Source organism: Streptomyces sp. NPDC030862, assembly GCF_055571835.1.
On sequence record NZ_JBVIEN010000007.1, the window covers coordinates 258073 to 273006 of the forward strand.

General features: G+C 72.1%; 9 protein-coding genes and 1 pseudogene. 4 read left to right on the plus strand and 6 right to left on the minus strand.

Annotated elements, in window-relative coordinates; all coding sequences use genetic code 11:
• Window positions 1-64 precede the first annotated feature (64 nt).
• The 3 genes from ACZ42X_RS20585 to ACZ42X_RS20595 all read left to right on the plus strand — a co-directional run bounded on the left by ACZ42X_RS20585 (window position 65) and on the right by ACZ42X_RS20595 (window position 3392).
• Window positions 65-544, plus strand: coding sequence for an NUDIX hydrolase (locus ACZ42X_RS20585; RefSeq protein WP_468291857.1), 480 nt, complete (start codon window positions 65-67; stop codon window positions 542-544).
• Window positions 545-604: 60 nt separating this feature from the next.
• Complete coding sequence (locus tag ACZ42X_RS20590; protein WP_468291860.1) at window positions 605-1402, plus strand: 3-hydroxybutyrate dehydrogenase; 798 nt, start codon at window positions 605-607, stop codon at window positions 1400-1402.
• A 70-nt stretch (window positions 1403-1472) separates the two neighbouring features.
• Complete coding sequence (locus tag ACZ42X_RS20595; protein ID WP_468291863.1) at window positions 1473-3392, plus strand: helix-turn-helix domain-containing protein; 1920 nt, start codon at window positions 1473-1475, stop codon at window positions 3390-3392.
• Between the two features lie 82 nt (window positions 3393-3474).
• Here the strand turns inward: ACZ42X_RS20595 and ACZ42X_RS20600 are convergent, their stop codons facing one another.
• Window positions 3475-4863: an MFS transporter gene (locus ACZ42X_RS20600; protein WP_468291866.1), complete on the minus strand. Its 1389-nt coding sequence runs from the start codon at window positions 4861-4863 to the stop codon at window positions 3475-3477.
• 574 nt (window positions 4864-5437) lie between these two features.
• Window positions 5438-6166: a hypothetical protein gene (locus ACZ42X_RS20605; protein ID WP_468291869.1), complete on the minus strand. Its 729-nt coding sequence runs from the start codon at window positions 6164-6166 to the stop codon at window positions 5438-5440.
• Here ACZ42X_RS20605 and ACZ42X_RS20610 point away from each other — a divergent pair.
• A pseudogene (locus ACZ42X_RS20610) lies at window positions 6161-6844 on the plus strand (IS3 family transposase); the annotation flags it as partial. The gene ACZ42X_RS20605 and the pseudogene ACZ42X_RS20610 sit on opposite strands and share 6 nt — an antisense overlap.
• A gap of 238 nt (window positions 6845-7082) precedes the next feature.
• Here ACZ42X_RS20610 and ACZ42X_RS20615 read toward each other — a convergent pair.
• From ACZ42X_RS20615 to ACZ42X_RS20630, 4 genes are read right to left on the minus strand one after another with little or no spacing between them, the layout of a single operon-like run.
• The gene (locus tag ACZ42X_RS20615; protein ID WP_468291872.1) at window positions 7083-8372 is read right to left on the minus strand and encodes a hypothetical protein; all 1290 of its coding nucleotides are present in this window, start codon (window positions 8370-8372) and stop codon (window positions 7083-7085) included.
• A gap of 14 nt (window positions 8373-8386) precedes the next feature.
• Window positions 8387-10267: a CHAT domain-containing protein gene (locus tag ACZ42X_RS20620; RefSeq protein ID WP_468291876.1), complete on the minus strand. Its 1881-nt coding sequence runs from the start codon at window positions 10265-10267 to the stop codon at window positions 8387-8389.
• A 2-nt stretch (window positions 10268-10269) separates the two neighbouring features.
• Window positions 10270-13884 (minus strand): CHAT domain-containing protein, encoded by a 3615-nt coding sequence (locus tag ACZ42X_RS20625; protein ID WP_468291879.1) that lies wholly within the window; start codon window positions 13882-13884, stop codon window positions 10270-10272.
• A 17-nt stretch (window positions 13885-13901) separates the two neighbouring features.
• Entirely contained in the window at window positions 13902-14933 is a 1032-nt protein-coding gene (locus tag ACZ42X_RS20630) for a hypothetical protein (RefSeq protein WP_468291882.1), read from the minus strand.
• Between the last annotated feature and the right edge of the window lies 1 nt (window position 14934).

Consider the following 14934-nt stretch of genomic DNA (forward strand, 5'->3'; position numbering starts at 1 on the left):
GGGCATGGGCCCGCGGCCTGAGGCCGGGGCCTGAGACCGGGGGCATGGGCCTAAGGTCAGGGGCATGGCAACCCCCGACTTCATCCGGGCCCTGCGGGCCACCGCCGGCCACCAGCTGCTCTTCCTGCCAGGCGTCACCGCCGTCGTCTTCGACGACACGGGACGGGTCCTGCTGGCCAGACGGGCGGACAACCACCGGTGGTCGCTGGTCGGAGGGATCCCGGAGCCGGGGGAGCAGCCGGCCGTCGCCGCCGTACGGGAGGTGTACGAGGAGACCGCCGTCGAGTGCGTGGTGGAGCGGGTCGTCCTGGTGGAGGCGCAGCGGGAGCCGCTGACGTACCCCAACGGCGACCAGTGCCAGTTCATGGACACGACCTTCCGCTGCCGGGCCGTCGGAGGGGAGGCGCGCGTCAACGACGACGAGTCGCTGGAGGTGGGCTGGTTCCCGCTCGACGCGCTGCCGGCACTGCGAGAGGGAGAGCTGTTCCGGATCAAGCAGGCCCTCACGGACGACCCCACATGGTTCGCCACCACGGCTCCGTAAAGCGAAGTGTGGAGCCGGAGCACATACGTCGCTGACCTCCGGCTTCATACAGTGCCGAGCATGACCGCACCCCACCCCCTCGTCACCCCCCTCGACCTCGGCGGCCGCACCGCACTCGTCACCGGCGCCGCGGGCGGCATCGGCCGGGCCTGCGCGCTCCGGCTGGCGGCCGCCGGGGCCAAGGTCAGGGCCGTCGACCGGGACGCCGACGGCCTCGCCGCGCTGGCCGCGCTGGCCGATGCGACGCCCGGCCTGCCCGGCGCGGTCGCCCCGCACCTCCTGGACCTCACCGACCTCGACGCCGCCGAAGAGGCCGCCGTCGGCATCGACATCCTGGTCAACAACGCCGGGCTGCAGCGCGTGAGCCCGCTGGAGGACTTCCCGCCGGACGTCTTCCACACCGTCCTCACCGTGATGCTGGAAGCACCCTTCCGCCTGATCAGGGGCGCACTGCCGCACATGTACGGGCAGGAGTGGGGCCGCATCGTCAACATCTCCTCCGTCCACGGGCTGCGCGCCTCCGCCTACAAGTCGGCTTATGTGGCCGCCAAACACGGCCTGGAGGGACTCTCCAAGACCGCCGCCCTCGAAGGCGCCCCGCACGGAGTCACCTCCAACTGCGTCAGCCCCGGCTATGTACGCACCCCGCTCGTCGAGGCGCAGATCGCCGACCAGGCCGCCGCGCACGGCATCCCGCGCGAGCGCGTCCTCGCCGACGTACTGCTGAAGGACTCGGCGCTCAAGCGGCTCATCGAGCCCGAGGAGGTCGCCGAGGCCGTCGCGTATCTCTGCGCACCACACGCCTCCTTCGTCACCGGCACCTCACTCGTCCTCGACGGCGGCTGGACCGCGCACTGAGCCCCGTGCAGCGCCCCGGGGTTGTCCACAGGGCTGGTGCGCTCACCCGTACGGCAGGAATCCTGTGACCATGTCCGACGACCAGCCCGACCAGCCCCCTCAGCCCGAGCGACTCGGCGAGCCCGCACAGCTCGCCTACCTGGAGCTCCTCGCCCGTGGCGCGGCCGGGGAGGCCTACGACCGGCCCGTGCTGCTCGCCCGCGCCGGCGGGGCGGACCCCGAGGCGCTGGCCGCGCTGGAGCGGGCCAAGCGGCTCGCGCTGCGCGTGCGCGCGGAGCTGGAGGGCCGGCGACGCCGGGAGGCCGAGCTGTCCGCGCTGTTCGAGACCGCGCACGACCTCGCCGGGCTGCGCGACCTCGATGCGGTGCTGCGGGCCATCGTGCAGCGCGCCCGGTCCCTGCTCGGCACCGAGGTCGCCTACCTCAGCCTCAACGACCCGGCCGCCGGGGACACCTACATGCGGGTCACCGAGGGCTCGGTGTCCGCGCGCTTTCAGCAACTACGGCTCGGCATGGGGGAGGGCCTCGGCGGGCTCGTGGCCCAGACCGCCCGCCCGTACGTGACGGAGAGCTACTTCGACGACGACCGGTTCCGCCACACCCGTGCCATCGACTCCGGAGTGCGGGACGAAGGGCTCGTCGCCATCCTCGGCGTGCCGCTGATGCTGGGCAGCCAGGTCATCGGCGTGCTGTTCGCCGCGGACCGCCGGGCCCGGGTGTTCGAGCGCGGACAGATCGCCCTGCTCGGCTCGTTCGCCGCCCACGCCGCCGTCGCCATCGACACCGCCAACCTCCTCGCCGAGACCCGTACCGCGCTGGCCGAGCTGGAGCGGGCCAACGCGATCATCCGCGCCCACAGCGGCGTCATCGAACGCGCCTCGGACGTCCACGACCGGCTCACCGAGCTGGTGCTGCGCGGCGGCGGAGTGCAGGACGTCGCCGCCGCCCTCGCCGAAGTGCTGGGCGGAACCGTCGAGTTCACCGAAGGGCCGCTCCCGACGGCGCACGGCGACGGCCACGCCGTACGGCACGGCGACGACTGGGTGGCGGCCGTCTCGGCGGGCGGCGAGGTGTTCGGCGCGCTCGTCGTGCACGGCCACCCGCACCTCGACCCGGTCGACCGGCGCACCCTGGAACGGGCCGCGATGGTCACCTCCCTGCTGCTCCTCGCTCGCCGCTCGGCCGGCGAGGCGGAGCAGCGGGTACGCGGCGAACTCCTCGACGACCTGCTGGACGCGCCCGACCGCGACCGGCGGCTGCTCAAGGAGCGCGCCGCCCGCCTGCGTACCGACTTCGACGCCCCGCACGCCGTGCTGGCCGCCCGGATCGACCGGCCCGCGCCCGGCAGCGTGGAACGGGACGGCGCCGACCGGCAGCGCCTGTGGTCGGCCGCCTCACACCTGGCCGCCACCCGGCACGGACTGGCCTCCGCGCGGGACGGCGGCACGGTCCTGCTGCTGCCGCTCGGCCCCGACGACACCGCCGCCGACCTCGCCCGGCAGGTGGCCAAGCACCTCGGCGGCACCCTGCGCGAACCGGTCACCGTCGGCGCCTCGTCACCCGTCGACGCGCCCGCCACCCGGCCGGGCGCGATATCCGCCGCGTACGCCGAGGCGCGCCGCTGCCTGGAGGCCCTGCGGCTGCTCGGCCGCTCCGGAGAGGGGGTCGCGGCGCAGGACCTCGGCTTCCTGGGGCTGCTGCTCGCCGACACGCGCGACATCGCCGGGTTCGTCACCCGCACGATCGGCCAGGTCATCGCGTACGACCGGCGCCGCGGAACCGACCTGGTCCGCACCCTCGACGCGTACTTCGCCAGCGGGATGAGCCCGGCCCGTACCAAGGACGCGCTCCACGTCCACGTCAACACGGTGGCGCAGCGCCTCGACCGGATCGGCTGCCTCCTCGGCCCGGACTGGCAGTCCCCGTCCCGTGCGCTGGAGATCCAGCTGGCGCTGCGGCTCCACTCGATGTCGGCCGCGGTCGCCCACTGAGACGGCCACCGTAACGGCCGGCCACCGAAAGGGCCGGCCGCGGGTGCGGCCGGCCGTCGGTCCCGTCCGTCCCGTCCGTGCCTCAGCGGTCCGCGGTGGCGCGCCCCGGGGCGTCGTCGGCCACCTCGGCGACCTCGTCCGCCTCGTCCGCCTCGGTCAGGTCCCGGCTGCGGGTCTCCCGGGCGCACCCGATGGCGACCACGGTCAGCAGCGCCGCGGCGATGACGTACAGCGCGATCGGCGTGGAGCTGCCGTAGTCGGCGAGCAGCGCCGTCGCGATGAGCGGCGCGGGCGCCCCTGCGGCCACCGAGGAGAACTGCGCGCCGATGGATGCGCCCGAGTACCGCATCCGCGTCGCGAACATCTCCGAGAAGAACGCCGCCTGCGGCGCGTACATCGCCCCGTGCAGGACGAGCCCGACGGTCACGGCGAGCAGCAGACCGCCGGAACTGCCGCTGTCGATCAGGGCGAAGAACGGGAACATCCACAGTCCCACGCCGACCGCGCCGATCAGGTACACCGGCCGCCGCCCGACGCGGTCCGACAGCGCACCCCAGGCGGGGATCACGGCGAAGTGCACGACGGAGGCGAGGAGTACGGCGTTGAGGGCGGTCTGCTTGCTCATCCCGGCCGACGTCGTCGCGTACACCAGGATGAAGGCAGTGATCACGTAGTAGCTGATGTTCTCCGCCATCCGGGCGCCCATCGCCACCAGCACATCGCGCCAGTGGTGCCGCAGCACGGCGACGAGCGGCATCTTCTCCAGCTGCCCGGACTCCTCCCTGCGGGCCTCGGCATGGGCCAACGCGGCCTTGAAGACGGGGGATTCGTCGACGGACAGCCGGATCCACAGACCGACGATCACCAGCACACCGGACAGCAGGAACGGGATGCGCCAGCCCCATGAGGTGAAGGCGGCGTCCGACAGAAGGGCCGTGAGCGCGGACAGCACCCCGGTCGCCAGCAACTGCCCGGCCGGCGCCCCGGTCTGCGGCCACGACGCCCAGAACCCGCGCCGCTCGGCGTCCCCGTGCTCCGACACCAGCAGCACGGCCCCGCCCCACTCACCTCCGAGCGCGAACCCCTGCACCAGCCGCAACACGGTGAGCAGCACCGGAGCGGCCGACCCGATGGTGGCGTGCGTCGGCAGCAGCCCGATGGCGAAGGTGGCCCCGCCCATCAGCAGCAGACTGAGCACGAGCAGCTTCTTCCGCCCGAGCCGGTCCCCGTAGTGCCCGAACACGAGCGCCCCGAGCGGCCGCGCGGCGAACCCGACGGCGTACGTCAGGAACGACAGGAGCGTGCCGACGAGCGGGTCGGAGTCGGGGAAGAACAGCTTGTTGAACACGAGCGCGGCGGCGGACCCGTACAGGAAGAAGTCGTACCACTCGGTGGTGGTGCCGATGAGGCTCGCGGCGACGATGCGCTTGAGACTGGAGGGGGCTGGCGGAGCGGTCGCGGGGGTGGACATCGGCACCACTTCCTGGCGTTCGACGGGGACGTTTGCGTGTCACCACACCGTAGAAATACGCAGGTCAGAGGCGTATGTGGTGGAACACCATAGTTCTTGGTCCCGGAGTGCGCGTGGTCACCATGGAGGCGATGCCTGGCCTCCGCGGCGGCCTCAAACGAGGCCGCCGAAGAGGCTGTCCGCCTTGCGTTCATCGGGCATGGTTTGGGGGTGCCGTACTGACTCCCGTGCTGGTTTGGTGCTGACCAAAAGCCCATGTCATCACCCGTTCCCACCCCTCCCGTGCTGACTTGGTGCTGACTACGCTGCGTAGAGCTCCAGCATGTTGTTGCAGATTGGACGCTGGGCCGTGTGGTAGGCGGTGGAATTGTGGTCGTCGGGTAGGCCGCAACTCGCGAAGAGAGGTGCCGGACGAGGTTTCGGCTCCTCGGGGAAGGGGTGCTGGGTGTGCTGCGCTCACTGTGGCACCGGGGGCTGACATGTTGGGCGGAAACACCACACCCCCCGCCCGGACCGGGCAGGAGGCTCTGGCACCAGGTGACGGAGCGAGGGGCGGTCAGCGGTGGCCGATAGATCACGCCTCATGCGCCCTGCGGCAGGAGAAGTGCTCGGGCAGCCCTTCGGGTCCTGGAAGGCTTGCGGGCTGACCGCAGCCGAAGCGGCAGAGCGGGATCGTTTGACCCGACGCGTCGACCGGAACCCTGGCGGCCTCGGTTTCCAGGGGGCGGGACTCAAGGACGATCGCGCGGCTGCCACGTCTCTGCTTCGGTTCAGCCCGCACCTCTGAAGCCGGACGGTCCTCGGTGCACCTGTCGCGCCGGTCCCCCTGTCGTACGGATGGCTGGCGCTCCTTGTCGTCCAGGGCAGGCCTGTTCGCCTCGAGGTACTGCTGCCACTGCTGTGCGGGGAGCCAACCGTGGTGGCCGCCCCGCTGGAACGGGATCCGCTCACCGGCCGCAGCTTCCACAATGAACCGGGTGAGGGTCAGGCTGCCTTCCCCTGTGAAGGTGCTCGACTGATGGGCGGGCACGAGGACGCGGTGCCAGCCGAAGCAGTACCCGGCGTCAGTGGGGTTGTCCGGGTCGTAGGGCTTCTCCGGGCACCGGGTGAGCGCGCCGCTTGGGCTGCACTTTCCCTCCTCCAGGACGAAGTTGCCGTCCTGGACCGCGTTGGGGTTCTTCTGCACGCGGATGACGGAGGCCGGCAGGTTGGGACCGCGGATGACGGAGGCCGGCAGGTTGGGCGTGCGGACGTAAGGGACGGTGCCGATGCCTGCGTGGTCGGGGTCGGCGAAGTCAACCACGGCGCCTATGGCGCCCCGCGCGTCCACGCCGAGCTGAGGGCCCGGGGCCAGAAGATCAACCGCAAGCGGGTCGCCCGCCTGATGCGCGTCAACGACATGGTCGGCCGGCACCTGCGGCGCCGAAAGCGCACCACAATCGCCGACAAGAGCGCGCCGCCCGTGGCGGACCTGATCGGCAGGGACTTCACCGCGACGGCGCTGAACACCAGATGGTGCGGCGACATCACCTACATAGCCGTCGGCGCGACGTGACTGTATCTGGCCACGGTCATCGACATCTGCTCGCGGCGCGTGATCGGCTGGTCGATCGCCGACCGATCGAGATGGCGGTCGCCGCCCGCGGCCGCGTCGACGGTGTTGTCTTCCATACCGACCGGGCGCACCCAGTACACGTCGGCGACCTTCGCCGAGGGCTGCCTGCAGCACGGCATCCGCCGCAGCATGGGCCGTGTCGGCTCAAGCTACGACAATGCCCTGGCCGAGTCGTTCTTCCAGGGGTTGAAGCGGGAGCTGCTGCACGGCCGTCGCTTCGCCTCGAAGGCGCGGACCCGTCTGGAGCTGTTCCGCTGGCTGGCCTACTACAACCGACGTCGCCGCCATTCCGTGCTCGGCTACCTCACACCAGCCGAGTTCGAACAACAGCTGGCCACATCACAGAGGCTGTCGCTCGTCGCATGAAACCCGGTGTCCACTCCCGAGGTTGAACCTCACTACACCCATCGCCAAAGCCGACCTCACCCTGGAGCGGCAACGCTGAAGAAGCTCAATCATGACGAGGCAGCCTTCGTCGGGCAGGTCAGCGAACACCTCGCATGACTCGACGGATCACATGGAGAACCGGGTGCTCGGCCGACGGGCACGTTCGGTCGGTCCGGCGGGCGGGAAAGGGACGGCCGACACTGGGGAGCAAGGTTTCCTACACGCTGCTCGCGATGATGTCGGTCAGAAACGGCAGGGTCCAGTAGGCGGAGTGGGTCCACAGGCCGTCGCTGGCGGCGTGCGGCAGGGCGATGTCGACAGGGGGGCTGCCGTCGTGCAAGCGGAAGACCTTCGATGCCGCGAACGCCAGCATGTCCAGGGGTTCCCACAGGTTGGTCCAGCTGCCGAGGGAGGGCGGCAGCATGACGCCTTCCGCCCCCGCGAAGGGGGCGAGTTGGCCGCCGCGCGGGTCGCAGACGTGGAAAAACGCGGCCTGCGATCCGAACGTCAGCAGAGACCCGGTCCACAGCGGTACGGAGGCGGTGGCCATGTCCACCGCGATCACTCCGCCGAGGCTGTGGGCGATCACCCGGACCGGGCGGTCGGGGCCGCGGCCGAGCGCGGGGTCGACGGCATCGATCGTCTCGCGTACACGCGCGTGGATCTTCGCTTGGTGGCGCTGATAGACGAGGACGTCGCCCAGGAATCGCGTCGTGCCCGGGCCGAAACGGGTCCGCACCGCATGGTTCAGACGTCCAGCGACGGCCTGGACCGCTGCGCCCGCGACCCGGTCGAGATCGCGCAGCCTGCGCCGTATCAGCGTATGCAACCGGCCGCCCTCGGGGGCCTCGGCCCGCAGCCCGTCCTCGGTGCTGTCCAGGGCCTCGCCCGCGCGTTCCGCGATGGCGGCGGTGTCCGCAACGGCGTCGGCAAGGGCTTCGCCCGTACGTGCGAGCAGCGCCGGATCGTCGGCATGGCGCAGCCAGCGTGTCCGCGGCCATTCCTCCCGCAGGCAGTCGAGGATGTCGCGCATGTCGGGGGCCTCGGGGGAAGCGGAACCGCCCCGGAGCCCGGACTCGTCCGGCTCGTGCTGCCGGGACGCGTACCGCTCGCGCAGGGAGGTTTCGACGACGGCGAGTCGCGCGGACGGTTCGGGTGCGCGCAGGCCGTCGCCGAGGAGGGCGGAGGCTGAGAGATGGGCGAGGGTGGTGTCCCGGGGGAAGGGCTCGCCCTCGCGCAGACCGTCGTCGGGGCCGCCGTCGGCGGGGTGCGTCTGTGGCGCCGTACGGGGCGGCAGGGCCGCCTCGATGTGTCGTTCCTGGGCTCCCAGATCGCCCCAGTAGACCGGCACGAGCTCCACTCCGGAGGCTGCCTGCAACGCCGCGACGTCCCGGCCGAAGTGGTCTCGGTCGCGGTTGGCCACCCCATGGATGACGAAGGCCGGGTCCTGCGTGGCGCTCGGGGCGGGGGCAGGGCCAGGGGCAGGTGCGGGGCGATCGGCCGTCATAGGGGCGGGACTCCTCACGTGTGGGCGGTCACGGGCAGGGCGCGGGCGGCGGGGCTGCCGTATACGGCGTAAGCGAGCCGGGAGGGATCGCCGTCGTCGCCACTGGTGGCGCGGCGGGCGTGCAGGGAGGCGGTACCGAGCGGTTGCCCCTCTGCGATCAGTTGGCGGTAGAAGGCGTCGGCAAAGGTGAGCGCGGAGTCCGAGCGCACCGGCCACAACGTACCGATGAACGCACCGGCCCCGGCCTGCAGGAACTGCGGGGCCCAGCCGAGCGTCCCGGCGAACCAGTCGATCTCGCCGGCGCTGCGGCAGGCATTGAAGAACACCAGCGGATGGGTGGCTCGCAGCGCGCCCCGCTGCTTGGCGAGAGAGAGGTCGACCGGCAAGAACTCCCCGTCGGCCATGAGCATCCGGGACCCGGCACTGTCGAAGGTGTTATGGCAGGCGAAGTGGAGCACCCCGCCCAGCCCTTGGTCGATGAGGCCGCCGAGGGCCCGCTGTTCGGTGAGAGTGCCGTTGTAGGGAACGGTGTCGGTGAACAGCCGGCGCAGGCCCTGGACTTCCCGATGGGCCTCGGGCGGCGAGCCCGGGGGAACCACGAACGTGGCGTGCGGCACGGGCAGGTGGCTCACCCTTGGCTGACCGAAGACCTGGCGTACGACGGGAAGCCACTCGGCGAGGAACCCGTCGCCCTCCTGGTCGCCGTCGACGGGATACATCAACTCCCATGGCACGGCGCTGTGTTCGCCGAGGATGGTGACGGAGGTGAAGCGCTCGGCCTCCTGCCAGAACTGCCGGCGGACTGCGTCGGGCACGGCGGCGGCCCACAACTCGGCACCGAGGCCCCGCAGCCGGTCCTGCGCCCGCTGTGCGTCGAACCGCTCCGCGCGTATCGACGCCGCAGCCGTGCGCCGCAGCTCGCCGTAGATGCGCTCGGTGGCCTCGCGTGGGTCACCGGCCCGCATGCGGAAGACCTCCGGGGCGTAGCGGGTCTCGCTCAGGAGTTGGAAGGAGAACGTGCCGTCACCGTCCCGCAGGACCTGCAGGGTGGCCTCGCCCGGGTCGGTGGTCAGCGGGGCCAGCGGAGTGGTGTGCGCGGGCCCGTCGCGGCCGGGGGTGTCGAACCGTACAGAGATCTGCAGGCGCAGTTCGCCGAGGCAGGCGCCGCCCAGAAAGGCCCGTACGACGACGGTGTGCAGGCCCGCCACGGTGGTGCGCAGACCGAACCGCAGAACATCGGAGTCCCGGCCCGCGCTGACGCTTACCTCCTGTTGGAGGTGGCCGAGGGCGACCAGGCCAGGGGCGTGCACGCTGATCACCAGGCGGACGCCGCCGTCCGGTACGGCGAGGGGGCGCAGGGGCGTGCTGTGGTCAGCGGCGTGGGCGGTTCGTACGACCTGGACATGCAGCGGCACTTCGCGGCCGGGCGGGGCCTGTTCGGCCAGCTCGGCCATGAGGTGGCGGGGCTCGGGGGCACCCGGGGCCTGGGGCGGGAGTCCCCCGCGAGGCCCGGGATAGCCGGGAGAGTTGACGGGGAGCTCCGTCACCTTTCCCTCTGCCGTCAGTTTCTCGAAGGCCCGTTCCAGCGCCTCCTTCTCCTTCTCCGAGAAGGGCCCGGTCTCCCGGCGGGCGCCGTGGGTGCCCCGTACATGGGCGGCGGCGTCGGAGCGCAGCTGCGGGGCGACCGTGGGGTGGCCGGCGAACAGCAGGGCCAGGCGCATGGCGAGGACGCACTTGAAGTCCAGGTTCTCGGTGGCTTCGATGCGGCGGAGGAGGTCCTCGACCGTGGCACGGGTGTCCGGCCACTTGGGGCCGAAGTGGGCGGGATATCCATCCCAGTTGGCCAGGACCACGGTGACGACCTGGTCCACGAAGGCCGCGGCATCGTCCGGCACAGTCACTCTCCCAGGAAGACGAAGGGCGCCCAGTAGAACGAGTTCGAGAAGGGGCGGGCCGCGGGGTCGTCGAGGCCGAAGCGGGCGGCGTTGGCCGCGGCCATCGCGGCGGCGGACGGTCCGCCGTGCGGTCCGCCCGAGTCCTGTCCGCCCAAGTTCTTTCCGCCCCCGTCCGGCCCGTCAACGTCCGGCCCGTCTACGTCTACGAGGTCTGTTTCGCGAAGAAAGCGCTCATGCAGCTCGGCACAGGTGACCGTGGCGAGCCAGCGCTGGGCGCGGCCCAGGGCGCGGCACGCGGCCATCGGGCCTTCGCCGGTACGTTCGTCGCCGCGCAGATGCAGCGTGTAGAAGCGCTCCATCAGCAGCGCCGTGGACAGGTCGTCCACCGGCCACAGGGTGCCGATGACGCCGGGCGTGCCCGACGACATGATCGCCGTGGGCAGCCCGACGACCTCGTCGATGGAGCCCGTACGGCCGCCTACGGCGCTCTGACACGCGGAGAGCACGACGAGCCGGGCCCCGGCGAAGGGACGCTCGCGCACGATCTCCGCGAGGGTCAGGTCCTCGGTGCCCCCGAACTGCAGCCGGGCGTCGTCGCCGCCGAAGTCCACGGCGCCGTGGCAGGCGAGATGGATGTACGTGGCGGCGGCGGCCGCCCGCAGGGTCTCCTCCTTGGTCGCGCGCTCCTCGTACAACGCGGTGCGGGTGGCGAAGAGCGGGGTGATGCGGTCCAGCTCGAAGGCGGCGAAGCGCAGCGGGGCCGGGTGCGGGAGCGGATTGCCGACTCCGGCCAGGGTCGGTGTGCCCCAGGGCCGGCGGGCGCGGGCACGGGCGTGCCGTAGCGCCCGCGCGGAGGGCGCAAAGCTGACGTCGACCTCGTCGAGGAGGCAGCGGCGGCCGGGACCCCCCGCCCCGTCGTCGTAGTGCGCGGTATGCAGCGGCAGTGAGGTGAGGGTGCCGCAGGGAATCAGGGTCACCTGGCGCACGTGGCGTTTGGCGAGGCTCCGGGTGAGCGGTGCGATGACCCGGCGGCCGAGGACGTCCATGTCACCGTCCTCGTCCAGTGCCGTGCGCGTGACGGCCCCGGGCACGTCCCAACGTCCCCAGGTCAGCGCCGAATTGCCGTCCGGGAAGTTCGTATGGACGAGGTTGTACTGGCGCATCAGGAAGCCGCTGAGGAACGGGAACGGGGAGTCGGCGGCCGACGAGCGGTGCAACAGCTGATCGATGTCGTCCTGAGTGAAGTCGCGCGACCACACCGGGTGCACGTCGATCGCCCCTGGGTCGGCGCCGGTGCGGTGCACGAGGAGGGTGAGGCTGCCCCACGGTGTGGTGTTGAGGTAGGCGAGCGGGGCGCCCGGCTCCACGGCAGCGGCGACGGTCTCCCATCCCGGGGAGGCCAGGAAGTCCGTGTGTCCATCGATCCCGCGTATCTGCTCGATGACCTCTTCGAGGCGAGCACGGGCGGCCCGGGAACCCTCGGCGAGTTCGATCAGGGCGCTGCCCAGCTCCCGGTCATCGATGGTGAAGCGGCCCCCTTCCGGGCCGATGTCGTGGTCGTGGTCCTGTCCGTCGTCCTTGTCGTCGTCATGGCCGCCGTCGGCGTCGACGTCGTCGTCGGGGGCGGTGGCGGACCCGCTGTTCTCCAGCTTCAGGTCCTGGAAGCGGCGTAGCCGTGCGGCGGCGTCCCGATACGCCTCGTGCAGCCCCGGGTGTTCGGCACGCAGTGCGGTGAGGTCCGTGTGGTCACGGTCCAGGGCGTCCCCCAGAGCCCGGGCGCGGCCGCGCTCCAGCGTGACCACCGCGTCTTGGAGCCGACCGTCGCGGGCCTGAGCGTAGGAAGCCCAGCGTGCGACCGTGCCCCAACCGGCGAGGCGGGCGTGCGAAGCGGTCGTGAGCGAGGGGGCGATCAGCGCCTCCAAGGCGTCCAACGCGGTGTCGAACGCCTCCGCGGCGGCCGGCCACCGGCCGAGGTCGCCAAGGGCCGCCCCGAGCTCGGAGGCGACGCCCAGGCAGCCATACGGGTGGTTGTCGATCGAGTAGTGGTCGAGGAGCGAACGGTAGAGGGCGACGCGCTTCTCGGCGGTCTGTTCTCCGGTCAGCTCGGTCCGTCGCTCCAGGGCCTTCGCGAGGGTGAGGCGGTTAAGGGCCCAAGCCTCGGGATCGGCATGCCGGTCGTGTACCGCCGCTGTAGTACGCAGCGTGGCGATGGCCCGGTCGACGTACTCCAAGGCGTCGTCCCCGGCCCGTCCCGTGTGCACCGCGGCCAGGGTGTCCATGGTCCGGGCCCATGCGCCGGGCATCGCCTCCCGCGTGCGGACGGTGAGCGCGTCCTCCAGGCATGCGGTCGCGCGCTCCACATTCTCCTGGCTGTGGTCTTGATGGCTGCTGTGCCAGTAGGTAAGCCCCAGGTTCGCCTTGATCGACGCCCAGAGGTCTGGGGCCCGGTCCCGGGTGGCCGCCCGGAGTGCGGTCTCCTGGTGGCTGACGGACAGTTTGAGATTGGCGGCGCGGTCGCCGGTTTCGCGGTAGTCGTAGGCCGCGCCCAGGGCCTGGTGGCTGACGGCCCAGTTATACGGATCGGCTTCGGGTGAGAGGTGGCGCAACGCCTCCTTGAGGTGATCGATGGCGCGCTCGATGTTCTCGGCCCGGTCACCGTGCACCCGATGGTTGTAGGCGAGGCCGAGGCCGTGGTGCGTGTCCGACCACAGCTTGGGGTCGAGGTCCGGGGTGAGCGTGGCCAGGAGCGTCCGGAACGTGGCCAGGGCTGTCTCAGCGTTCTGGGCTTGATTCCCGGCGATGCGGCGGGAGTAGGCCTGTGCCAGACCCGTCATCGCGGTTGGCCAACGCCGCCAGCCCGAGCCGTGGCCGCGTGCTTCCAGGGCCGCCTCGTAGCAGGCGATGGCCCGTTCGAGGTTGGTACGGCGCGAGCCGTGCGGGCGGGACGCGTAGCACTCGCCGAGGCGGAGCTGAGCGTCGGCCCAGCGGGTCGGCTCGGCTGCGCGGTCGTAACCGCGAACGGCGGCCAAGAGGTGGGCGATCGCCGCTTCCGCGTTGCGGCGCGTGTCCTCCAGGTCGTCGAGCAGCCGGATCGCGTAGCGATACTCGCTGTGGGCTCGGTCCGGGCTCGCGCAGAGGTCGCGCACCGCGTACTGGAACGCGTCGGTCAACCGGCCCACGAGATCCTCCGGGCGGCCCCCGGGTGCGGCGAGGCGCGAAGCGGCCGCCGCCGCACCGTCGTCGAGCCACGCCAGGAATGCTTCCTGCGCCGCGAGCCCGTCACCGTCACGGAACTCCCGCAGGCCGTCGCCGTCCCGGGAGCCGGCGCCGTCCTGGAGGAACCGGTATGTGTGAACCCCGGAGCGCAGGGCTGTGCGGGCCCGCTCGTGGTTGTGCTCCCGGTCGCCGTGCGGGGTGCGGGTCAGTCCCCACGCGTACAGGCCCTGGGCGGCGGCCCACAGGCGGCGGTGCTCGCTGCGCCGCGGTGCCCGCGCCGCGTGGGAGAGCAGGCGGTGGCAGGCCAGGACGAGTTCCGGTGGCTGGTCGAGGGCGCGCAGAACGGCGTCTGCCGTGGCTTCGAGATCCGGCGTGGAGGGGACGTCGTCACCCCACCCCACCGTTGTCGTACGGGCTTTCACGGCTGATTCGGAGTGACGGTCACGGTGACCGTGCGATTGCGGCCGGGAGAGGGGAAGGGCGCGTGCCGGGCGTCACCGCTGGCCGCGGTGAAGGTGCTGAACGGTCGGCCGCTGTGGTCGCTCAGCTCGCGGACGGCGACCTGCGCCCGCCAGAGGGCCAGTGGGGACCCCGCACGCGCCTGGCTGCCGGGCCCGGCGGCGACATGCCCCATGACCGCCACGGTGACATCCCGGCCCGTGAGGCGCCGCCCCAGCTCGGCCAGCGCGCTCGCCCCCTCGGGCGTGAGCCGGTCACCGGCGGAGAACAACCCGTCCCGGAAGACGACGCGTACGGAGCCCGAAAGGCGTTCGACTCGGTTGCCGGGGAAGGCCAGAACCGTGGCCAATTTGTCTATACGGGCCTCGAGTTGTCGCCGGCGGCGCTCGGCGGCACGCTTTCGTTCCGTCTCGCGCGCCGCGAGCCGGTCCGCGCGCCGCGCCTCCTGGCTCGCCCGGGCTTCGGCCCGGTCGGCACGGCGCTCGGCCGACGCGGTGCCCGGTGCCGTCACGCGCTCCGGATCGGAGCCGATGGCGTCGGCGAGGGCGGCCCCGCCAAAGCCGACGGCACAGACCGCTGTCAGGACCGCCGCCCCGATCTTGGTGCCGGGGCCGAGCCGGGGCCGTGCCGGACTGCGGCCGTTCCGGATGCGGGCGATCCGGGCGCGGCCCGCCGCCGCGTCGGCGTCGTCCGGGTGCTCGCCCTGCACCCGGGCCCAGCAGCGGTCGGCCTCTTCCAATGCGCCGCCCTGTGCATGGATCCGGGCCAGGAGATCGAGCGCGTCCCGGCCGGGCGCCTCGGCAGAGCCCGAGCCGTCCAGGAGAAGCCGCCGTGCCTCCTGGAGATCTCCCGAGCGGGCGGCGCTGCGGGCCCGGGCAACGAGGAGTTCCTCGCCGAGGGCCTGGCGGAGCGCCGTATCCGGGGTCCGCGGAGGACGTCGCCCAGAGCCCGCCCCCGCGTCCGCGTCCACCGGAAGGTACGCATCGGTCACG

What these genes read in the sequence shown, in the direction of transcription:
- ACZ42X_RS20590 (WP_468291860.1), top strand. Translation starts at nt 605, where the DNA reads ATGACCGCACCCCACCCCCTCGTCACCCCCCTCGACCTCGGCGGCCGC.
- ACZ42X_RS20595 (WP_468291863.1), top strand. Translation starts at nt 1,473, where the DNA reads ATGTCCGACGACCAGCCCGACCAGCCCCCTCAGCCCGAGCGACTCGGC.
- ACZ42X_RS20615 (WP_468291872.1), bottom strand. Translation starts at nt 8,372, where the DNA reads ATGACGGCCGATCGCCCCGCACCTGCCCCTGGCCCTGCCCCCGCCCCG.
- ACZ42X_RS20585 (WP_468291857.1), top strand. Translation starts at nt 65, where the DNA reads ATGGCAACCCCCGACTTCATCCGGGCCCTGCGGGCCACCGCCGGCCAC.
- ACZ42X_RS20600 (WP_468291866.1), bottom strand. Translation starts at nt 4,863, where the DNA reads ATGTCCACCCCCGCGACCGCTCCGCCAGCCCCCTCCAGTCTCAAGCGC.